Source organism: Microcoleus sp. PH2017_12_PCY_D_A (genome assembly GCF_020738565.1).
In the GTDB taxonomy this organism is placed as follows: Bacteria; Cyanobacteriota; Cyanobacteriia; order Cyanobacteriales; family Microcoleaceae; genus Microcoleus.
The window spans coordinates 59,963-81,912 of record NZ_JAEQCI010000060.1 but is presented as its reverse complement, the minus strand read 5'-3'; the positions used below and the strand labels follow the sequence as shown (position 1 = coordinate 81,912).

Sequence of the window (21,950 nt, the reverse complement as noted above, 5' to 3'; positions counted from 1 at the left end):
GACTTCAGTCCTATTAGGTTCGTAGTAAGGACTTCAGTCCTATTAGGTTCGTAGTAAGGACTTCAGTCCTATTAGGTTCGTAGTAAGGACTTCAGTCCTCTAAGTTGGGATAAAGAAGGACTAAAGTCCTCACTACAAACCAAAAAACATCTACTTACTCAACGATTTTTTGCTGTTTGAAAAGTTCCTTAAACTTGCGCTGCTGCTGATTGTGGTCTACGATCGGATCGGGATAATGAAGCAGCCGGCGTTCTATAGGTGAAATATTTCCTGTTAGCAAAAGTTTAGTATCAACTCGGCGCAATTCTGGAACCCAGTGCCGAATATATTCCCCTTCCGGGTCAAATTTTTGAGCTTGACTCGCAGGATTGAATATTCGCAAAGGTTTCGGATCCATTCCGCTCGATGCGCTCCACTGCCAGCCGCCGTTGTTAGCAGAAAGGTCGCCATCAATCAATTTTTGCATGAAATATTTTTCGCCCCACTGCCAGTTAATAATTAAATCTTTGGTGAGGAAACTAGCAACTATCATGCGGCAGCGATTGTGCATCCAACCAATCTGATTTAACTGCCGCATTGCCGCGTCGATAATTGGATAGCCAGTTTTGCCCCTGCACCAAGCTTGAAACAGCTTTTCATCGTTCTCCCACGGAAAGTCTTTGAATACTTGACGGTAGGGCCCATCTGCTAATTCAGGGAAGTTATACATCGCGTGTTGGTAAAATTCCCGCCACGCTATTTCTTGTTGCCAAGTGCGGATGCTTGTTCGCGCTTCTTCGCTGTGGCAAGTGTCCATTACTCTCTGAGTAGCTTGCCAAACAGTGCGGATGCCTATTGCACCAAATTTGAGGGCGGCGCTGAGTTGGGATGTGCCCGTAACTGCGGGGAAATTGCGCTCTTCTTGATATTCGTAAATTGTGCGATCGCAAAATTCTTCTAATTTTTTTTGCGCTGCATCTTCTCCGGGTTCTATTACTAATGGATTTTCCCAAATAAATCCCAAACTAGAGGCAGTTGGCAGTGTTTCAAGTGCACCTGCTCGGTTGGCGATTGATTGTTCTTCTGCGGTTAATCCGGTCATTAATTCCAGATAAGTTATCGGCAGCGTCTCTACTGGTTGGGCTTTGGGTTTGCTGTTCCAGTTTTTCCAAAAAGGGCTATAAACTGTGTAGGGTTGTCCTGTACCGCTGCGAATTTCGTCCGGGGCGTGCAGGATTTGATCCCAAAAATTTTTAACTTTAATTCCTGCTTGTTGGAGGGCGTTTGATACATTTCGATCGCGCTCTTTTGAATAGGGTTCTACATCCCAGTTCCAAAATACTGCTTTAGCATTAATCGCTGTTGCTAATTTCGGTATTCCGAGAATCGGGTCATCTTGAAGTATCAGCAATTGGCTGCCTGCTTCGCTGTAACGCGAGGATAGTTTTTGCAAGCAGCCGATCGTGTAGGTGACTCGGGCTGGCGCTACGTCAGATCGATCGAGAATGTTGCGATCGAGACAAAAAACTCCAACTACTTTCAGGCTTTGCTGGCGCGCTGTTGCTAGTCCAATGTTGTCAGAAATACGCAAGTCGCGGCGGTGCCAAAATAAAATTAAATCAGACATTCGATTTTAGATTTTAGATTTTAGATTTTAGATTTTACAGTCCTGGACACGCGCGGGGTCAAAAACCCGGTTTCTAAGTTAAGATTTATCGGTTTGATGCAGGATTTTTATAAGAAACCGGGTTTTTTTTCCTAAGTCCTATTTAAGTCAAAAATGGACGCGCTAAGAAAAAGCTAGAAATTGATTTGGCGTCAATTGGTTCGCCAGCTAAGATGGCTTTTTCTAATTCTTCTGGAGTGAATAAAACTGTCTCCATGTCTTCATCGTCATCTTGTTCTGGCGGCTTTTCTAGTTTGACCAAATCTTGTGCTAAAAAAGCATAAATTATTTCATCGGAATAACCGGGTGCGAGCATAAATTTGCCTAATTCCCGCCATTTTCCGGCGCGATATCCGGTTTCTTCTTCGATTTCGCGTTTGATTGTTTCGGCGGGGCTTTCGTTGATTTCGACTGTACCTGCGGGGAATTCTAAAATCCGCCCTTTGGCGGCGAAGCGGTATTGTCGCACTAAGACGAGTTTACCTTCGGGGGTGACGGGAACTGCCAGTGCTCCGCCTGGGTGGCGAATACATTCCCAGTCGCCTTCGGAACCGTTGGGAAGGCGGAGGCTGGCTACGTCGAAGTTGAATTTGCGCCCTTGGTAAAATAGGCGCTGTTTGAGGAGTTGGGGTAGTTCTTGACCGATCGACATAAGCGAGAAGCGAATAATGTTGGATTGCACCGATTTAAGACATCATAGGCGATCCAATACCATTTTAGATTTTAGATTTTAGATTTTAGATTTTAGATTTTAGATTTTAGATTGGCACAGTCTTGGACGCAGAAACCGGGTTTTTTGCCAAAAATACTGGTTGATAGCCTTTAATCTTGGTAAAAAACCCGGTTTCTTGGGTATTTATACGTCCAGAAGTGATTTTTTTGACTGCTATCAGCCCGGAATTTTGCTCAATTTCTACACTTTCATTTTTTCGACTCCCGAACAGTCTACATTTTTCAGGAGTTGCCCGATCGCACTTTTCGTCACAGGATGCACCCAATCCGGCGCTATTTCTGCTAAAGGTACTAATACAAAAGCTCTTTCGGTCATCCGCGGATGAGGCACAGTCAGTGTCGGAGTTTCTAGGATTAAATCATCGTACAGCAGCAAATCTAGGTCGAGGGTTCTCGGCCCCCATTTTTCGCGGCGAATCCGATTAAATTTTATTTCAACTTCTAATAAAGTTGCTAGCACTTGTTGTGGTTCTAGTGCAACTTCTAGGATGGCACAGGCGTTGATGTAATCGGGTTGCGGCGGCCCGACGGGGGCGGTTTGATACCAGCTAGAATGAGATTTTACGGCGATTTCTGGGGTGTTGTTGAGAGTTGCGATCGCGCTTTTGAGGGTGGCGAGGGAGTCGCCTAAGTTGCTACCGAGGGCGATCGCGCATTTTGTTAATTTCATTGCAGGAAGAAGGAAGTTCGGCAACGGATTTTATAACGGATTTAACGGATTGACTTCAGGGGGAAAGCCGACTCTACAAAATATTATCAGTCTTGGAGGCAGGCGCAGTCAGAAACCGGGTTTTTTACGCAAATACTTCGCAGCCCGCAGAAAGAGCCAAAAACCCGGTTTCTTTAGTCTTAATGCGTCGTCAGTCCTGAGTTTTTTAATCTCAGCTTAATTAGGTGTTAATTTTTATTGATTATCATTGACAAGTGTCAGCATTTAGTTAAAAAAATAATGAATTTGCACCGGCGCTTATTTTCAAATTTTATTTTAGCAACGGTCTTTTTTGCCGCAAGTATATCAGTATCTTTGGCAGAAACTAAGGAAAGCTATCTTACCCTAGATTCGGACGGCAGTCAATCTTATGCAAGTTTAGTGCAGCAGGCGGAAGATTTGGTTAAAGAGTCGATCGCCCGCCAGTTTCAAGAAAATCCGGGATTGACAGAAGTTACAGTGATAGTTACAGCCGATCGCAGCCGACAGTTTGTTCCGGTTTTGCGATCGAGAGTATCCCGCAGCCAGTGGCAGAAAAATTCGAGCATCGAACAGTGGACTAGATATTTTGCCGATGCTAAAGTGCTGCTGGGATTCATAGAACCCAATATCTCGCCGGCAAATTATGGGCCTTCGCAAAGGATTAATGTACCTGCGCCCAGTCGATCGGCATCCCGACAAAACGATCCGGCTTTTCGAGATGATTAATGTCCTGTCCGGTCGATTAGCATCAGTTCGTAGTGCGGACTTCAGTCCGCAATATGGAGCGGACTTAAGTCCGCACTACGAACAGCTATTTAACCTATGGTTAACTAAAAGATTTCCAGAGTTTAATTAACCAAAAGTTTAACTATCCTTAATTTAACAGTAGTAAATTTCTATTGAGACTCGTAAGACTAGGGATGTTGGGTTGAAAAGGAATTTATGTCTAAAATAACTCGCCGACAACTGCTCATTTTCTTCGGTAGCAGTGCAGCTACCACCGTGCTTGCTCCTAAGCTAACTCAAACATTGTTCGGCATCAATTCCAGCGCTGCCGAAGCTGTAGTTCCGACATCTTTCACTCCTCTAAGACTTCCCCACCCGCTGCCAATTTATCGAGAACTGTCGAGTTTCATGCCGACGGCTTTGAACGGACAGGGGACTGTGATGAGTGCGTCGGGGGATACTAAATTAACCAGCTACAGCGTGGTTGACGATGTGGTTGTGCCGCCGGAATACGAACGTTACGTGATTCTCCGCTGGGGCGATCGCGTTTTTCCCGATCCGGCAGACTATTTCGGCTACAACAACGACTACACGGGCTTTGTCGGGCTGCGCGGCAGCAATGACGACGGCTATCTGTGGGTTAACCACGAGTACGTATCCTTCCCGATGTCGAAAATCGCGCCCGAAGCCCCGGCGGATGTGGCATCTTTTCCAGCGAGCGATCGCGCCGTCCTCGGTATAGACTTATCCGTAAAAAATCAGGCTACCCTCGGCGAATTCCTGTACAACCTCGGCGGATCGATCGTCCGCATCACCAAACAAGCTGACGGACGCTTTGCAGCCATTCCCCGCGACTCCCTCAACCGACGCATCCACGGACTTTCCGGCCTCGGAATCAACAGTCAGCGCAGCGATAAATACAAAGCAGTCACCGGATGGGGAACCAGACAAGGCGACAACAACTATCTCACAGGCACGGGCCCCGCAGCCACCCAAGTCTTCGCAACAGTCAACAGCGACGGACTCGGCAACCGCATCATCGGCACAGCATACAACTGTTCCGGCGGCACCACCCCTTGGGGAACAATCCTCTCCGCCGAAGAAAACTTCCAAGGTAGCGAACTATTTTTCGTGGGAGTTCAGGAAAACATCAAACCCAACGGCGGCCAAACCGGCTACGCCAAGGGCACTACGGGCGAAGAATTCGGCTTAGTCGGCGAAAAATACGGCTGGATGGTAGAAGTCGATCCCCAAGATCCGAGTTTCCGCCCCCGCAAACACACCGCTTTAGGCCGTTTCCGCCACGAAAACGTCGCCATGCGGGCCGAAGCAGGCCGCAAGTTAGTAGTGTACATGGGGGACGATCGGCGCGGCGGACACACCTGGAAATTTGTCAGCAACGGTACTGTCACAAACCCCGCAGATAAAAGCAACAGCCGCTTGTTTGAAGACGGCGTTTTGTACGTCGCCCAATACAACCGCAACGGTGCGGGAAGATGGCTGCCGCTGACAATCAATACCCAGACAAATCCGGTGCGTCCAACCAAAATGGGCGAGGCCGAATTGGCAACTTTTGGCAAAGCTCAAAGAGATGCAAATACTCGCTTGCCAAAACGCGCCGGAATTGCCGATCAAACCGAAGATGGCGGTTCTTTTGTAGCAGATACAACTAATGAAGCAACAGCACTTCCCGGCTACAGGAATAAAACTCTTGCTAATTTCTACAGCAGCCAAGGTGCGGTTTTAGTTGATGCTTTTTTAGCTGCTAATTTGATTGGCGGGACTCCGACGGCGCGGCCGGAAGATTTGGAAGTTAATCCTACTACTAAGGAAGTTTTCATTGCTTATACTGACGGCGCACCGGGAAGCGATGGCTATCCAGATTCTCGCATTTTTAATGTTGCGAAATACGGTAGCGCAGTCAACAGCAATCAGCAGTCGGGAGGACTTTACAAAATAATTGAAGACAGTCCCGACGGTGCTGGTTTGACTTTCCGCTGGCAGCGTTTGGCCCAAGGCGGAGAAGCCGGCACAGTAGCTGGGGCGGGATTTGCTAATGTGGACAATTTGGCTTTTGACCCTCAAGGCAATATTTGGGGTGTGACTGATATGTCTACTTCTGGGCACAACGGTTTTGATGTGGGTGCTGTTGGTAAGCCAAGTGCGATCGACCACACGAAAACTGGAAACGTGTCTGATTTTACTGGTGTTTTCGGCAACAATTGGCTGTTTTACATTCCAACGAACGGGCCGAATGCGGGAACTGTAATTCCGTTTGCTCAGGGGCCGAATCGGTGCGAGATGACGGGGCCGACTTTTGTCGGAGATACGCTGCTGCTTTCGGTGCAGCATCCGGGGGAAGATTGTCCGATCGATGACGGTACTGTGTTGCGCCGCCAAATTGAGATGTTGGATTTAAACGGTGCTGTTTTTAATCAAACTCGCACTGTTTCGCGGGGGAGTTTGTGGCCGAGCAATATTGAGAACGATCGCAGGCGATCGCCGATGCCGTCGGTGATTGGAATTCGCCGCCTGCGAACAAGTCCCACTGGCCAGTTTGTTTAGGGCGATCGGCTGCTTATTGTAGGCGAGCATCTGTAGGGACACGGCATTGCCGTGTCCTTACTTTTCCTGAAATCCAGGAGAGCCAAGTATGATGAGGATATCAGCCTTCGCCCGGATTTGTGTGATGACTCTGAAGCGATCGAGACTTTTACAATCCATTCGGTCAAAATCGATATCGATTCCGCAAGCAAAATCTGCCGAACCCAATCCAACGTCGCGACGCATTCTTGCCGATCGATCTCAACGGGCTCCCAACATCGATCGCGGAGTTCCGATTTATTATGAAGATCGAAAACTTCACTGTGCGGACTGCGGGAAACAATAAATTTGGACTGCCGAACAGCAGAAGTGGTTGTACGAGGTGGAGAAAGAATTTACCAGTTTAAAAGCATTCAAATGTCGGAATTGTCTTCAGAAATATCGCGAAGTTAACAGCGAAAAAGCTCGCCCACCGCCCCGACGAATCCCCGCTGACATGAGCGAACAAGCTCGCAATAACTCCTAGGATCCGCCCACTTATTATAAAGATCTAAAATTTTCGTGTGCGGACTGTGGCAAGCCACAAATTTGGACGGCAGAACAGCAAAAGTGGTGGTATGAAGTGGCGAAGCGATCGATGTACGCCCATGCCGTTCGCTGTCGCGATTGTCGTCAGAAACGCCGTGCCGAAAAAGAAGAGCAACGCCGCCGATGTGAAGCAGGACGGAAACGGAAAGAAGAGTTAGGCGATCGTTAGACCTATTACAGTATTGGTAACGAATCGCCCCGCAACAAAAAACACACATATGAAGGATATAATGTTACAAAAAAATTAACTCACAGGAGCCTTTACTAATGACCCACTTCGGCATCCTCTGTCCGGCATCCACGGGCCACCTCAACACCATGACAACTTTGGGCAGCGAACTCCTACACCGAGGTCATCGAGTCACGGTATTTAACTTCCTTGATGCCAAAGCAAAAACTCTAGCCAGCGGCTTAGAATTTCAGGCATTAGCTGAAGATGAATTTCCCCTCGGTGCCAGTACAAAAATCTTAACCGAAATGGGGAAACTCAGCGGACTGAATGCGTTGCAATATAATCTTAAAAATGTTCCAAAAACTTCGGCTGTTATGCTCAGAGAGGCTCCACCCACTATTAAAAAGGCAGGTGTAGAAGCTTTGCTTGTAGACCAATATTCACTGGAAGGAGGAACGGTTGCGGATATTCTTAACATTCCTTTTGTAACTATATGTAGTGGGTTGATGCTGAATCGAGAACCCAACATTCCTCCAATTTTCACTACTTGGCAATACAATCCTACTTGGAAAGGGCGCTGGCGCAATCGACTCGGCTTTCGGTTAGTAGAAGTGCTTGCAAAACCGATTCGCAAGACGATCGCCCAGTCTCGCAAAGAGTGGAAATTACCTCTCTACAATCACCCGAACGATTATTACTCTAAACTGGCTCAAATCAGCCAGCAACCGCCTGAATTTAATTTTCCCCGGCAAAGTTTACCCCCACATTTCCATTTCGTCGGCCATTTACACAATCCTGCGCTGCGCCAACCAGTTTCTTTCCCTTTTGAACAATTAACTGGCAAACCATTGATTTATGCCTCGATGGGAACTATTCAAAATCGCTTGCTAAATGTTTTTCAAACCATCGCGTCTGCTTGTGAAGGATTAGACGCTCAATTGGTCATCGATCTCGGTGGTGGTGCTACTCCCGAATCCTTGCCGCAATTGGCGGGAAATGCGATTGTTGTTGGCTATGCACCGCAATTAGAACTGCTACAAAAAGCAACTCTTACGATTACTCACGCTGGGATGAATACAACTCTGGAATCTTTGAGAAATGGAGTGCCGATGGTGGCAATTCCTGTGGCGAACGACCAGCCTGGAATTGCTGCGCGGATTGCTTATACTGGTGTTGGTGAAGTGGTTTCTCTGAAGGAGTTGAGTGTTGCTAAATTGCGATCGGCAATTGAGACAGTGCTGACGCAAAAGTCGTACAAACAAAGGGCGGTGGAGATGCAAGGGGCGATCCTCTTCGAGGGCAACGCTTACGCGCGATCGGGCGGAGTTAAGCACGCTGCTGATATTATCGAACAGGTTGTCTTGACTGGAAAACCTGTCTTGGCTTCTCAAATCTCCAATCAATCTCAAATCTAAAATATCAAATCTCAAATGATCGCAAGCCGCCATTGCCGCGTTAAAACGGGGGATTGTCAGCTTGTAGTTTGGCACAATACCCAGCCTAGGATTTACGCATGGGTGGTCAGAAACCGGGTTTGTTCGAGATACTTCGTTACAGGCGACAAAACCCACAAAAACCCGGTTTCTTGAGTTGTGCGCGCGCTCTGAATCCTAAGTATTTTTACTGATAAGTATGACTATTATGACGGGAAGTAATGACAAATAAGACCTTAAGTTTTACGTCAAAACTTGGGAGCAAGGCTAAGGTAGAGCTAATAGGACAAATTAGCTCGTATCAAAAAAAATGCTTTATTCACTTTTGCCCAAATCTCAAGTCAAAGCCCGCATTTTAAAACAGTTTGCAGCCGCTGTTTCGGCATCTTTAGCCCTCAGCGCCACAACCAGTTTGAAACCCTCGCCGGTATTAGCTGCTGGCGATATCCCCCCTGCAACTCAAACCTCGATCCAGCTAGCAGCAAAACCCGATTCTAGCTTGCAGCTAGGGCAGTTGCGCGCGACTGTTCCCGTGCAGACAATGCAGCTCGATGGAGGTGGATTTATCCCGATCGCGATCGGCGGTATGATAATTATCCTAGTGCTACCGCTATTTTTTGGCGGATTAGTCGTAATTGGCGATCGCGAAGTAGGAATTGTCAGCAAAAAGTTTAGCTTCGGTGGCAAATCTTTACCCGCAGGCGATTTAATTGCCTTAAACGGAGAAGCGGGATATCAAGCCGATACATTACCCCCCGGCTGGCATTGGGGTTATTGGCCTTTGCAATATAACGTCCGCAAAGAATCTCTAACCGTAGTTCCCCAAGGTGAAATTGCCCTGATTATCGCAGCAGGTGGCGAGTCAATTCCGCCCCAGCGAATCCTCGGGAAATTCACAGAATGCGACAATTTTCAAGATGCTCGCAAATTCCTGAAAGCAGGCGGTGAAAAAGGCAGACAACTCGGAATCTTGACAGGCGGTAGCTATCGAATAAATACGGCATTATTTACCGTAATCACAGCAGCTAACGCTCCCAAACACGGGATGACAGCAGAACAATTGAAGCTGTACAAAATTGCCCCCGATAAAGTAGGAATTGTTACAACCTATGACGGCGTGCCGATTCAAGACGGTGAAATTGCCGGCCCGATTATTCCAAATCACGACAACTTCCAAAACGCACAAAAATTTATCGGCGGCGGCGGGCGGCGCGGTTTGCAGGAACAGGTTTTGCTCTCCGGTTCGTGGAACTTAAACCCCTGGTTTGTCGGGGTTGAGCAAGTCGCAATGACCGAAATCCCGATCGGCTATGTCGGCGCGGTGATTTCCTATGTCGGCAAAACCTCGGAAGATGTCAGCGGCGCAGCTTTCACCCACGGAAACTTAGTAAATGTCGGCAACAAAGGCGTGTGGGTGACTCCTCTGTATCCGGGGAAACATCCGCTGAATACTCGCATTTTGAAAGTAGAATTAGTGCCAACTACTAATATTGTATTGAACTGGTCTGGCAAAACAGAACGGCACAGTTACGACTCTAAACTTTCATCTTTAACCGTGCGTTCTCAAGACGGTTTTGCCTTTGATTTAGAAGTAGCTCAAATCATTCACGTCGGAGCTTTGGATGCTCCGAAAGTCATCTCTCGCGTCGGTTCGATGCAGAATTTAGTAGACCACGTTTTGCAGCCGACAATCGGCAATTATTTCCGCAATTCGGCTCAAGCTTATTCTGTATTAGATTTTCTCTCAGCAAGAAGCGGCAGACAAGCGGAAGCCGCCGAGTATATCAAAGCAGCTTTACGCACCTACGACGTGCAAGCAATTGATACTTTAATCGGGGATATTTTGCCGCCTGCTGAGTTGATGCAAACTCAAACCGATCGCAAAATTGCCGAGGAACAGTGCAAGACGTATGAGGTGCAGCAAATAGCACAAACTCAGCGGCAACAATTGGTAAGAGAAACAGCTTTAGCCGAGATTCAACAAGAGATGGTGAAATCGGAACAAGGCGTGAAGATTTCTGAGTTGAAAGCGAATTCTCAGGTGAAACAAGCTCAAGGCGAGGCTGAATCTATCCGGGTAAAAGGAAACGCTCAAGCTGAAGCTTACCGCGCGGGTGTTGTGGCTTTGGGCGGTTCCGGTTATACAGCTTTGCAGTTAATGCAAATTATAGGCGATCGCAACGTGCGAGTTGTACCGGATGTTGCAGTTAGCGGCAACGGTAGCGGCGGCGGCTTGGTTGACGGTTTGCTGGGAATGATGATGTGGAATCAAACGAGCAAAAATGGAGAAAATGGCGGGGAGTTACCGATAGTTAAGTTGGAGAAATCCCAGCCTGCTGTTTTGGAACCTGCGGCCAAGTTACCTGTAGCAAAGGTGCATTCAAGCAAGCCGCCTGTGGCGAAGTCTGAGGCTGTTGCGGAGTCTGATATTGATTCGCTGTTTGATGAATTGCCGTTTGACGATAAATCTTTGAGTTAGATGGTTTGGGGAATTTGAATGATTCGTATTTAATCATTCGTAGAGAAGACTCGGCGAATAGAATTCGCAGCTATACAAACAAAACCCGGATGGTGCGCGGGTTGAAGAGTGAGTGGCTAAAATTACGTTATTTTCTTCATTCTGCGGAGGCAGAATTCGTTTGTATAGACGCGGTTTCAACCGCCGTATTATCTGGTAATTCTCTGTTTGTGTAAGACGGCGAATAGAATTCGCGTCTATACAAACGAAACCCGCCGGACGCGGGTTGAAGAATGAGCCGCTAAAATTACGTTATTTTCTTCATTCTGCGGAGGCCCAATTCGTTTGTATAGACGCGGTTTCAACCGCCGTCTGGAAATTCTATATTTGTGTAAACGCGAATTATATTCGCCGTAAATTCTATGTTTGTGTAGACACCAATTCTATAGGCTGGGAATTCTTGGATGCTGGATTTAGTGGAAAGAATGCAGCCGGCGAGACACAGAAAAACTCAGCAAGTTTTTGTATGTGTTCAGTGGTGAGTTCGCGCTTTTTATGCAGAATATCAGAAACAATAGACTCTGTTTTGAAAATAGGAAGGAGGTCTTTTTGTCTGAGGTCAAATTCTTCTATCAAACCTTTTAACAGTTCTATCCCGTAAATATCAGGAATAGGTTCTAAAGTTTGCTCGTATTCATAAACCAGGGTTCCGAGTACGTTGAGATAATCGCGTTCGTCGGGAGTCAGTTCGCCTTTGTCTAACAGAGAGTCGATCGTTTCTTGAGTTGCGATTAATTCTGACTCGACAGTTATGGGTCGCGGTGGAAATGATTTAAGCAATTCAATATAAGCATTAGAGTTATTCATGAGATTATTCACTCTTAATAGAACACAATATTATCATCTATACTCTCCGATCGCGCAAATCGCAGTACAATCGATCGCAATATTGCATATGAGGAATCTCCCATGTCAGACCAGTTTTCCACCGAAATTAGCGATCGCATCTGCACTCACATGAACGACGATCACGCTAGCGCCGTAGTTTTGTACGCTCAAGCCTACGGCGGCCAACCCGAGGCGACATCAGCTCAAATGCTCGCCATTGATGCCAACGGTATGGATTTAACCGCTCAAGTCAATGATGAAATAGTACCAGTCAGAGTAAAGTTCGATCGCACTTTAACAGACGCCGAAGATGCCCACCACACTCTCATTGACATGGTGAAACAAGCCCGCAAAGCTGCTAAGTAGCCAAATTATCCCTATTCTGTTATAATTTCAAGGTTCGTTCGTTCGTAGTACGGACTTTAGTCCGTTTAAATCCTCGATACGGACTAAAGTCCGTACTACAAACCTTTAGTCCGGTTAAATTCTTAAGAAGGACTAAAGTCCTTACTACAAACAAAATATTTAATATCGTTAAATTTACATCTAATATATCAAATAAAATGACAGAACAATACACCCAACCCAGAGAATTCGATGCCATCAATGCCCGTCAAAATAACCCTTTCGATGCACTCGTAAAGCGACTAGATTTGATGATTCGCGCCCGCTACTCCCTGCTGTACATTGTCGGCGCCGAAGAGGAACCAGTCGAAGCTGTAATTGCCCAAGTAGCCCTGCAAGTAACACCACCGCGCCGAGTATTGTTCTGGGATATCGTGCGCGGCTGGGAAGATAACGGTTCCGGGAAAGGTTCGGTAATGGCGGCCCTCGATCGCATCGGCAAGACCGCTGTTGAAGAATATACCATATTTGTACTGCGGGATTTGCACCCAGTTTTAAAATCTCCCTACACCGACAAAAATGCTCCGGTAATCCGGGAATTGCGAAATTTAACGCGGGAATTGAAGCGCAGCAAAAAAACAATCGTCCTCACTTCTCACGCACTAGAATTGCCAGAAGAATTGAAAGAAGAAGTAACAGTAATTGATTTCCCTTTACCCAACGTCCAAGAAATAGATCGTTTAATTTCCCACGTTGTGGAAAAGCCGGAACAGTTGCAAGTTAGCGGCTTAGCAAAGGAACAGTTAGTTAAAGCTTGTCAAGGTTTGAGCCGCGCTCGCATCGGGCGGGTTTTAGCTAAAGCTTTGGCAGCCAAACAGCAAATTAACGAGTCAGATATTGATGGAGTTTTGGAAGAGAAACAGCAAGCTATTCGCCAAACAGGAATTTTGGAATTTTTCAATTCCCGAGAATCCCTGAAAAATGTGGGCGGATTGGAGAATTTGAAGCAGTGGGTAAAGATGCGGCAAGATGCTTTTACAGACGAGGCGCGCCGCTACGGTATACCCAATCCTAAGGGCGTTTTGTTAGTAGGAATTCAAGGAACTGGCAAATCTTTATCTGCGAAAACTATTGCTTGTGAATGGCGTTTGCCGCTGTTACGATTGGATACTGGGAGATTGTTTGGCGGGATTGTCGGGGAAAGCGAAAGCCGCGTTCGGCAAATGATACAATTGGCAGAGGCGATCGCACCTTGCGTCTTGTGGATCGATGAAATAGATAAAGCCTTCGGCAACATTATCAACGGCGGCGACGGCGATTCGGGAACTTCGCGCCGGGTATTCGGCAGTTTGATCACTTGGATGCAGGAAAAAACCAGCCCGGTGTTTATTGTAGCAACTGCAAATAACGTGCGGATTTTGCCGGCTGAGTTGCTGAGAAAGGGCAGGTTTGATGAGATTTTCTTTTTGAATTTGCCCTCGGAATCGGAACGCCAAGATATTTTTAAGGTGCATTTGCAGCGTTTGCGCCCGACTAGATTGCGCGATTTTGATTTGGCAATTTTGGCGAAGTCTGCTGAGAATTTTAGCGGTGCGGAAATTGAGCAAGTGGTGATTGATGGATTGTACCGCGCTTTTGGCACTTTTGTGAACGGGCAGCGCCGAGATTTGACGACGGAGGATGTTTTGAGGTCGATCGAGGATACTGTACCTTTAGCTGCGATCGCGCGATCGCAAATTGAAGATTTGAAGCGCTGGGCGGCCGAAGCAGGCGCGAGAACAGCTTCTAACGATACTCGATTGATTGATGAATTGAAACGCTACAGCAGGCCGCTGGGAGGAGATGCGATCGACAATTAACTTAAATTCGGTTCGATCGTTCGGACTTTAGTCCTTAATTCTGAGGACTGAAGTCCTCACTACAAACCTGAGGACTGAAGTCCGAACGATCGAACCTAACTCAACGCTCATTCTGCCGCAAACCGAACCTCCGCAGACGGATACCACCCTAATTGCAGCATTAACATCTCAGTTACATTTCGTTACGATAAGGAAACAGAGAGCAAAAAACTCTCCCCCATAATATCAGAGGTAGCCATTATGAACGGTACATTTCGCGTCGGCAACCTGTTTGGAATTCCCTTTTTTGTCAACGCTTCTTGGTTCTTAGTTCTGGGTTTAGTAACCTGGCAGTACGGCGGTGCACTAGCTGGCCTGTTTCCCACCTTAGGCCCCGTAGCGCCGTGGCTGCTGGGATTATTCGCAGCATTACTGTTATTTGCTTCCGTCTTAGCCCACGAATTAGGACACAGTTGGGTAGCTATCAAACAGGGAATTGGCGTGAAATCGATTTCGCTATTTCTGTTTGGCGGACTGGCTAATTTGGAAAGAGAATCGAAAACCCCAGCAGAAGCCTTTTGGGTAGCGATTGCAGGCCCGTTAGTTAGCTTATTTTTGGCTGGTTTGTTAACAGTTATCGGAGTCGGTGCAGCCCTCACAGGCCCCGCAGCAGCCATCGTCCAACTTTTAGCTTCCATCAACCTAGCTTTAGCCTTATTTAACCTCATTCCCGGCTTGCCCCTCGACGGCGGCAACATCCTCAAAGCGATCGTCTGGAAGATTACCGGCAACCCTTACAAAGGCATAATTTTTGCTAGCCGCGTCGGTCAAATCATTGGCTGGATTGCCATTGCTACAGGCATCTTCGGCAATATTTGGAATCTAGTAATCGGTTGGTTCTTGCTGCAAAATGCCGGTCAGTCTGCACAATATGCCACAGTCCAAAATGAACTCGCAGGGCTGACAGCCGCAGATGCTTTGACTGCCGAAAGCCCGATCGTCCCAGAAAACTTATCCCTCAGAGAATTTGCCAACAACTACGTCATCGGTAGCACTCACACCTGGCGCCGGTTCCTAGTTACCGATGATGCGGGACAATTGGTAGGGGCGATCGACCTTGACGACATGAAAACCATCCCCACCGGAAGCTGGCCCCAAGTTCAAGTTAAAGAACTCCTGAAGCCGATCGAATTTTCCACCACCGTCAAACCCGAATTATCCCTCCTCGAAGTCGTCAACCTCCTCGAACAACTCAAAGTCCAAGAACTCCCCGTCACAGGCGAAAACGGCGTCCTCGTCGGGCTTGTAGAAAAAGCAGAAATCGCCCGCCTGCTACAAAGACGAGCTCAAGCTAACCCCGCTTAATACCCTCAGATACTTGAAAAATAACAGTTAGCCCCCTCGATTTTCCTTACCAAAAGGGCGATCGGGGGGCTTAACTGTAGCTACCCAAAAGTCAAATCAAATACTAAATTATTAGCTGCAAATCAGCAATAAATAACTATAATAGTGTATTGATCATCTGAGCGAAGACGGTATGCCATCTCAGGACGTTTCCTCTCAATCCCAAACCCAAGAGTCAAAAGTTCTCCCTACTCTCACAAACAATATATTGCCCGAGGCGCGTGAGGCGCAGCCATCGCGTAGCAAATCGCCTCAACCAACAGCTCAATTACAAAAATCGGAGCTGACAGTTTTTGCTGCTCAAGAGATTATTTACAAATTTTTCATATATCACATCAACAACTCGGAACCAGAAATTAGTCTCCAGGAATTCAAAAAAATCTTTATAGAACTAATTGCTCCAGTTAACCCTACATTAATTCAATCCCTCTACACAATAATTGAATTTAACAGTCAACAAGAATTTAACAACTTATTTAAACGCTGCTGTTACATCTTATTAAATAACTGGATATCCAACAAACAATACCAACTTGCTCGGGAATTAATTACAATTATTAGCGAGATCACCCTCAGCGAACCCCAGGCAGACAATATTCTCAAAAGACTGAAAGTGTCGCTGAGAAAATTTGTCAGCAGCCAAGACTATGAAAACATCAAATTATTTGTATTGAAGTACGGCGACTACCAGCCCGTAGAAAAGCACTGGACTTCTCGCTATCAGCCTTATTTGCTAGCCACCCAATATCTCGATACTAAAAACACCCTCGAAGCACGCCAAACTGCCAAACTATTGTCCCAGAAGTTAAAAGACAAGTATAAGTTTGACCTAGCAATGTATACATCTCGCTCTCAGTCGGCCGCATTCAAATTAAAAAATTCTCATAATCCCACACTTTTAGGAGAGGAAGCCCTGCGTTTAATCAAAATAATTTTGGTCAACCGAGGCTCGTTGAACTATCGGAGCTTAGCCAATATTTTTATCACTCAGAGTCAAAATATTACCTACAAGCAGTTTAAGGAATCTCTAATTAAGTATTTATGTTATTACCATGAAAAAAAAAATAGTTCTGATATTTATCACCAAGAACTCATCAATAGTTTAGATAATTTTCATCCGCAGAATGACGAAGAAAGTTTGAACAGTAGCCTGTTGCTCAGAACTTGCAATTATCTAATCAAATGTTTAACTGTGGAAAATTCCGGGGAACCAACCGCCTTATTTCTAATTTTCGCCACTCAACTAAATCCTTTAATGCTAGCAATTTTGATGCTAAAGTTAATTTTAATTTCCCCCTATTCCCAAACCTACTTAGAACTTTGTTTTGCTCGATTAATTGAATACTATCAAGATAACTCGGCTGCTGAATGTCAGTGGCTAATTAAATTTTTAGAAGTTTGCCAGATTGCTCTAACTATTTATGGAGACAATGTTCAATACAATCTAGTGAATATGTCAGACAAGCATCAAGAAGAACAGTTGTTTATCGACCTCAATAACTGTCGAGTTTTTTCTCAACACAAACAAATCTCAAAAGATCGAGATTAGTCATTAGTCATTAGTCATCAGTCATTAGTCATTAGTCATTAGTCATTAGTCATCAGTCATCAGTCATTAGTCATTAGTCATTAGTCATTCCTATTCGTAGGGTGCGTCGCCACTAAAAATCCCTAAATTTAATCGGCAATCTGATAGCGACGCACCTTACACATCGTGTAGGTAAACAACTCTCCATTTAACTCAGATAAAAAAAATTATGTGGTAGGATTTTCACAAATAGGATAAGGTGCGGATCCCTCAGATTGTCGCTCTTTTCTTAAGAATTTTTCGCAGGATCCGCACCCTACGAATCCTGTTGCATTTTTTGGGAAAAATGGTATTAGTCATTAGTCATTAGGTGTACCCTACAGGTCAAATTCTGCAATCAAATCGAGTATCTTTTGATAATCAAAATTATCTAAATGATTCATCAGAACTTCGGCAAAAATAGGATTATCGCTGCGAATTTCCTCAATTGTTTTGGCAATAAAATCGAAGTCAGCCTGATGAACTGCCTGTTTGAGATTGCGCGTCCATTCTAGGGAAACTTGCGGCTTCGACTCCAACGTAAATATTGCAGCACTATCAGATATTTTTTCGGTAACAATAGTTGAACTCTCCGATAAATTATTTACTTTAACAGATTTATTGATGACTTCAACAAAGCCGACTCCCGTCACAACTTGAATATGAAATTTGAAGACTGTGCCGCGTCCAACTTCGCTCAGGGCGGTAATATCACCGCCCATTAATTTGATGAACGCGCGGCTGATACTTAATCCTAAACCTGTACCTTTTTGAAGTTTTTTACCCGATGAACTTTGCACGAATAATTCAAATATACTGTCTAATTCTTCGGGAGAAATCCCCCAGCCTGTATCGGCAATTTGAAAGTAAATAAAAGCCCGATTATTTTGATTTTCTGATAAATTGAGATTTTTGCCTGGTTCGGGGGCGATAGTTCCTTCTATTGTCGGTCTTACTGTTACTGATACTGAGCCTTCTTTTGTAAATTTAATTGCATTGTCTAACAAATTAATCAACACTTGTCGCAACTTAACGTCATCAGTTTGTACGTACTGAGGAACATCGGAGGCGCAGTTGATAATTAATTCCAATCCTTTATTTTGAGCGGGTATTTGGAACATATTTTGCACGTCGCCCAGCAAACGGTACAAGTCAAAGTTTTTTGGGTTGAGTGTCATGCGTCGAGCTTCGATTTTAGATAAGTCTAATATTTGATTGATGAGTTGAAGCAAGTGTTCTCCGCTGCGACGAATAATTTTGATATTTTCTTGTTCCTGCAAAGTTAAATTAGCGCTGGGTTCTATTAATTGAGCAAAGCCGAGAATGGCGTTAAGGGGTGTTCGCAATTCGTGCGTCATGTTGGCGAGAAATATACTTTTAGCTTTGTTGGCAGCTTCTGCGGCTTCTTTGGCTTGTTTGAGTTCTTGTTCTGCTTGTTTGCGATCGCTAATATCAAGTATTATGCCGTGCCAGACAATATCTCCATTTTCGCGCAATTCCGGGCGAGAATAGCTTTGCAGCCATTTGAGTTTTCCCGATGCTGTCACAATCCGCCACTCGTGGGACAATGGTTCGAGATTTGTGGCGCTTTTGACAATTGACTCGTGGTGGCTGGGGCGATCGTCCGGGTGGATTTGTTCGCAGAGTAAAGTAGAGTTGCTCTGAATTTCCTCCGGCTCTAATTCTTGAATTTCCCGGCACAGAGGACTGATATATTCCATCTTGACTGAGCCGTCGGGATGTTGCACGAATATGTAAAGTTCTCCGGGAACAGTGATCGCTAATTTGTGAAACAGAGCTTCGCTTTTTTGCAAAGCTATTTGTGCTTGTTTGCGATCGCCAATATCAATCCCAAATCCAAACAGAAAGTCAAAACTGCCATTTTCATCCAAAACGGGCGTACCGTGCCACTCAATCAACAAAGTATCACGGCACTTTGTGAGAATCCGGTGTTCGTTAACCGTTTGCGGGCTGGCTTTGACGCCCTTAAAAATCGAGTGCAATCCGGCTCGATCGCCCTCGGGTACAAATGTAGTTAAATAATCTTTGCCGATAACTTCCGCGGCAGTATAGCCCACAGCTTGCAGCATACAGTCATTCACCCGCAGGATTTTACCCTCACAGTCGATCGCCACAAAAAATATCGGAGAATTTTCGATAATCTTTAAGTTAAAGTCGCGCTCTTTACGGATAATTTTTGTAGCTTGGTGGCGCTCCTCAATTTCGAGCTCCAAGCGGGCATTGATTTCGGCTAACTCCGCTGTGCGCGAAGCTACTTCAATTTCCAGAGTCCGGTTGTAGTCAGCCAATATTTTTTCTGCTTGTTTGCGATCGGTGATATCTTGAAAAACAATAATCACATACAGGACATTGCCAAGAGCGTCAAACACCGGCATCGATCGCACTTGCAAAGGAATAATTTTCCCACCGGGGCGAATTTCTATATCTTCAACAATCATTGTTCCACCCCTCACAGCCCGTGCAAACGGGGACTTATCCATCGGGTACAGCCGATCGGTGCCTGCTACATAAAGCTGATAAGTTTCTGAGAGCCCTGCTGCGGTTGTATTTGGCATTGCCCCTTTGCCAGTGAGCTCTTCTCCCACCGAATTCATAAAAATAGTGCTACCTGTGGGAGTCAGGGCTGTGACTCCAACGGGCAAGCTTTCTAACAACTTGGCAAATTTTTCTTCACTAGACGCCAAAGCTTCAAAAGACGTTTTCAATTGAGCGGCCATTTCATTAAAAGACTGGGCTAATTTACCGACTTCATCCACCCTGCTCACAGCAACAGCGCGATCGAATTCTCCTCGGGCAATATCCTTAGCTGCTGCATTGAGACGCAGCAGCGGCAGCGTTACCCACCGGGCTGTCAGAACTCCGGCAATGGTGGATAGCAGCAGCGCCGCCGCACAAAGTACAATCGTATTGCGGGTATTTCTGTTAACTTGCCCCATGAAATCGGATTCGGGAACTGCGATCGCAATCAGCCAGTTCAAACCGTAACTATCAGAAAACGGCACCACTGCCATATAATAATCCTGCCCGTCTCGGCTGAATTTCATTTGATGCCGTTGCTTAATCTCGCCCAATCCACCGAAGTATTCGTGCAAATGCTTAGCTGCGGTACGAATAACAGGAGTTTTGCTGTCTAAAACATTCAGCCGCTCCGGTTGCGACTTTCCCGACATATTTCTAAAGGGTGATTCTTGACTCGAACTGGCAACCAGCAAGCCCGATCGTTCGATCGCGAAAATTTCCCCCGTTTTGCTAAACCTGAGGCGATGGAGATATTGCTGAATTTCCAAGATCGAAAAGTTTACCGCACTAACTCCCAGCAATGTACCATTGCGATCGCGAATCGGTTGACTCGCAGCAATAAACACAGTCCCCGGAGTAAAACCGGGGTAAATGCTCGTCCAAATTGGTTTGTTAGCTGCGACAGCTTCTTTGTACCAAGGGCGCCATCGAGCATCGTAGGTTCCCGGTTCTACTTTTAATTGAACCGTGCGAGTTCCTCTGTTGTCTGTAGCGTAGTAAATGTTCTGAGAGTTGGTAGATTTGTTAGCGACGACAATTTGCAAGCTCTTGTCCTTGGGGTTGCGCCAAATGGCGAGACATTCTCCTGATTTTTCAGAACCGAGGGACATCCACTGAATGCTTTTAAACGATTGCATTTGCTGCCAGAGGAACTTTTCTGCCCGAGGCTGGCGCGTTTCTAACTTTAAGTTTAATTCCCTGCGATCGATCGCTTCAGCATTGAGTTGATTTACCCAGTGAGTATTTTCGAGAACACCACTCAGCTTTTCTTCAACTCTTTTCCCCGTCTCCCCGATCAATTTCTGGGCGAGCTCTTCGACAGATCTTTGTCCGTTGCGAAAGGAAAAATATCCGACCATCCCGACTGCTGCGACGATTTGCACCACAAAAGAGCCGACTAGAACGCAGCGCAGAGGTATTTTTGTGGGTTGTCGGACAGTTTGAAAGGCGAATCGGGACAAAGGCATAGGCTGCTGACTAATTGCTCCCTAACACTGTAACTGTTTCGACCCATAATTTCACGTAGGGCGATCGAGGCTGCTGGCTTCGGTGTCAGTCGATTTTAGATTTTAGATTTTAGATTTTAGATTTTAGATTTGGGAATGAACGAGCTCGTGCTTGCGATCGGCAGCACAAGAGTTACATCAGACAAGATTGGAAAAGTCGCTCTCCAATCGGGAAATACATCTGTATTCCGAAGCCGTTGCCCTCTAGCATCAAAGATTTATGCAATTCCAGTCTATTCTTTTTTTACTGGTATTACGCACTCTTGGCTGACAATACCTCCGCCATTTTCTTGACGAAGTTTGGTTTCTTACCTAAACCCAAGCTACTTTTTCCCTTCTTCCCGAATCCCTCTTTTTGCCCTCCGAGCGAAGCCAAAGCCAGCCCTCTTCCTTCCTTCGACTAAGCTGACTGACAAGTTGACTGCGCTCATCACCGGGTGCATCCCAGTTTTGTAAAAAGTATTTTTTGTTTGAGTGCGAGCGTCCCCGCTCGCGTGCTTATATGAGCACGCGAGCGGGGACAGCACTACAAGAGCAAAACTGAGATGCTCCCCTCATCACCAGTCTTTTTACCCTCCGAGCGAAGCCGAAGCGAGCCTTCTTCCTAATGACTAATGACTGATGACTGATGACTAATGACTGATGACTAATGACTAATGACTGATGACTGATGACTAATGACTGATGACTAATGACTGATGACTGATGACTAATGACTAATGACTGATGACTAATGACTAATGACTTCTTCCTTCTCTTCAAAACAGCTACGCGGAAAATCCCCCGCTTGTCCAAACGGATATAGCGAGGGGCGAGAATAGGTATTCTCAGAAAATATAAAGTAGTAGCACTGGCTTTTGTCGAGCCATTGCC

The 21,950-nt window shown here is 45.9% G+C and carries 14 protein-coding genes and 1 pseudogene; 9 read left to right on the top strand and 6 right to left on the bottom strand.

The window, feature by feature from the left end:
- Positions 1-154 precede the first annotated feature (154 nt).
- The 3 genes from JGK39_RS18510 to folK all read right to left on the bottom strand — a co-directional run bounded on the left by JGK39_RS18510 (position 155) and on the right by folK (position 3,047).
- On the bottom strand, positions 155-1,606 hold the full coding sequence (locus tag JGK39_RS18510; RefSeq protein WP_293251995.1) for an FAD-binding domain-containing protein: 1,452 nt from the start codon (positions 1,604-1,606) through the stop codon (positions 155-157).
- 142 nt (positions 1,607-1,748) lie between these two features.
- Positions 1,749-2,297, bottom strand: coding sequence for an NUDIX hydrolase (locus JGK39_RS18505; protein ID WP_293252300.1), 549 nt, complete (start codon positions 2,295-2,297; stop codon positions 1,749-1,751).
- A gap of 261 nt (positions 2,298-2,558) precedes the next feature.
- Positions 2,559-3,047, bottom strand: coding sequence for a 2-amino-4-hydroxy-6-hydroxymethyldihydropteridine diphosphokinase (folK, locus tag JGK39_RS18500; RefSeq protein WP_293251993.1), 489 nt, complete (start codon positions 3,045-3,047; stop codon positions 2,559-2,561).
- A 354-nt stretch (positions 3,048-3,401) separates the two neighbouring features.
- Between folK and JGK39_RS18495 the strand changes: the two genes are divergently transcribed.
- Both JGK39_RS18495 and JGK39_RS18490 read left to right on the top strand, forming a co-directional pair.
- The gene (locus tag JGK39_RS18495; protein WP_293297019.1) at positions 3,402-3,794 is read left to right on the top strand and encodes a hypothetical protein; all 393 of its coding nucleotides are present in this window, start codon (positions 3,402-3,404) and stop codon (positions 3,792-3,794) included.
- Positions 3,795-4,010: 216 nt separating this feature from the next.
- Complete coding sequence (locus tag JGK39_RS18490) at positions 4,011-6,359, top strand: PhoX family phosphatase (protein ID WP_293251989.1); 2,349 nt, start codon at positions 4,011-4,013, stop codon at positions 6,357-6,359.
- Positions 6,360-6,416: 57 nt separating this feature from the next.
- Here the strand turns inward: JGK39_RS18490 and JGK39_RS18485 are convergent, their stop codons facing one another.
- Complete coding sequence (locus tag JGK39_RS18485; RefSeq protein WP_293251987.1) at positions 6,417-6,584, bottom strand: hypothetical protein; 168 nt, start codon at positions 6,582-6,584, stop codon at positions 6,417-6,419.
- 313 nt (positions 6,585-6,897) lie between these two features.
- Here JGK39_RS18485 and JGK39_RS18480 point away from each other — a divergent pair.
- The 3 genes and pseudogenes from JGK39_RS18480 to JGK39_RS18470 form a co-directional block, all read left to right on the top strand.
- Positions 6,898-7,095 (top strand): annotated as a pseudogene (locus JGK39_RS18480) (zinc-ribbon domain containing protein); the annotation flags it as partial.
- A gap of 98 nt (positions 7,096-7,193) precedes the next feature.
- Positions 7,194-8,513, top strand: coding sequence for a glycosyltransferase (locus JGK39_RS18475; protein ID WP_293251985.1), 1,320 nt, complete (start codon positions 7,194-7,196; stop codon positions 8,511-8,513).
- Positions 8,514-8,841: 328 nt separating this feature from the next.
- On the top strand, positions 8,842-11,010 hold the full coding sequence (locus JGK39_RS18470) for a flotillin family protein (RefSeq protein WP_293251983.1): 2,169 nt from the start codon (positions 8,842-8,844) through the stop codon (positions 11,008-11,010).
- A 399-nt stretch (positions 11,011-11,409) separates the two neighbouring features.
- Here the strand turns inward: JGK39_RS18470 and JGK39_RS18465 are convergent, their stop codons facing one another.
- Positions 11,410-11,856 carry a transcriptional regulator gene (locus tag JGK39_RS18465; RefSeq protein WP_293251981.1) on the bottom strand — a complete coding sequence of 149 codons (447 nt, stop codon included), beginning with the start codon at positions 11,854-11,856 and terminating at the stop codon, positions 11,410-11,412.
- 102 nt (positions 11,857-11,958) lie between these two features.
- Here JGK39_RS18465 and JGK39_RS18460 point away from each other — a divergent pair, with 102 nt between their 5' ends.
- The 4 genes from JGK39_RS18460 (at position 11,959) to JGK39_RS18445 (ending at position 17,013) form a co-directional block, all read left to right on the top strand.
- Positions 11,959-12,243 carry a DUF2470 domain-containing protein gene (locus JGK39_RS18460; protein WP_293251979.1) on the top strand — a complete coding sequence of 95 codons (285 nt, stop codon included), beginning with the start codon at positions 11,959-11,961 and terminating at the stop codon, positions 12,241-12,243.
- Positions 12,244-12,440: 197 nt separating this feature from the next.
- Positions 12,441-14,081, top strand: a complete 1,641-nt coding sequence (locus JGK39_RS18455) for an AAA family ATPase (RefSeq protein ID WP_293297016.1) — start codon at positions 12,441-12,443, stop codon at positions 14,079-14,081.
- Positions 14,082-14,321: 240 nt separating this feature from the next.
- A complete protein-coding gene (locus JGK39_RS18450; RefSeq protein WP_293251975.1) occupies positions 14,322-15,425 on the top strand; it encodes a site-2 protease family protein in 1,104 nt (367 codons plus the stop codon).
- 172 nt (positions 15,426-15,597) lie between these two features.
- On the top strand, positions 15,598-17,013 hold the full coding sequence (locus JGK39_RS18445) for a hypothetical protein (RefSeq protein WP_293251973.1): 1,416 nt from the start codon (positions 15,598-15,600) through the stop codon (positions 17,011-17,013).
- A gap of 356 nt (positions 17,014-17,369) precedes the next feature.
- Here the strand turns inward: JGK39_RS18445 and JGK39_RS18440 are convergent, their stop codons facing one another.
- A complete protein-coding gene (locus JGK39_RS18440) occupies positions 17,370-21,038 on the bottom strand; it encodes a PAS domain S-box protein (RefSeq protein ID WP_293251971.1) in 3,669 nt (1,222 codons plus the stop codon).
- Between the last annotated feature and the right edge of the window lie 912 nt (positions 21,039-21,950).

Excerpts from the sequence above, each read along its gene's own strand:
- JGK39_RS18470 (WP_293251983.1), top strand. The coding sequence starts at position 8,842 with ATGCTTTATTCACTTTTGCCCAAATCTCAAGTCAAAGCCCGCATTTTA.
- folK (WP_293251993.1), bottom strand. The coding sequence starts at position 3,047 with ATGAAATTAACAAAATGCGCGATCGCCCTCGGTAGCAACTTAGGCGAC.
- JGK39_RS18505 (WP_293252300.1), bottom strand. The coding sequence starts at position 2,297 with ATGTCGATCGGTCAAGAACTACCCCAACTCCTCAAACAGCGCCTATTT.
- JGK39_RS18490 (WP_293251989.1), top strand. The coding sequence starts at position 4,011 with ATGTCTAAAATAACTCGCCGACAACTGCTCATTTTCTTCGGTAGCAGT.
- JGK39_RS18440 (WP_293251971.1), bottom strand. The coding sequence starts at position 21,038 with ATGCCTTTGTCCCGATTCGCCTTTCAAACTGTCCGACAACCCACAAAA.
- JGK39_RS18465 (WP_293251981.1), bottom strand. The coding sequence starts at position 11,856 with ATGAATAACTCTAATGCTTATATTGAATTGCTTAAATCATTTCCACCG.
- JGK39_RS18450 (WP_293251975.1), top strand. The coding sequence starts at position 14,322 with ATGAACGGTACATTTCGCGTCGGCAACCTGTTTGGAATTCCCTTTTTT.
- JGK39_RS18455 (WP_293297016.1), top strand. The coding sequence starts at position 12,441 with ATGACAGAACAATACACCCAACCCAGAGAATTCGATGCCATCAATGCC.
- JGK39_RS18510 (WP_293251995.1), bottom strand. The coding sequence starts at position 1,606 with ATGTCTGATTTAATTTTATTTTGGCACCGCCGCGACTTGCGTATTTCT.
- JGK39_RS18460 (WP_293251979.1), top strand. The coding sequence starts at position 11,959 with ATGTCAGACCAGTTTTCCACCGAAATTAGCGATCGCATCTGCACTCAC.
- JGK39_RS18485 (WP_293251987.1), bottom strand. The coding sequence starts at position 6,584 with ATGCGTCGCGACGTTGGATTGGGTTCGGCAGATTTTGCTTGCGGAATC.
- JGK39_RS18475 (WP_293251985.1), top strand. The coding sequence starts at position 7,194 with ATGACCCACTTCGGCATCCTCTGTCCGGCATCCACGGGCCACCTCAAC.
- JGK39_RS18445 (WP_293251973.1), top strand. The coding sequence starts at position 15,598 with ATGCCATCTCAGGACGTTTCCTCTCAATCCCAAACCCAAGAGTCAAAA.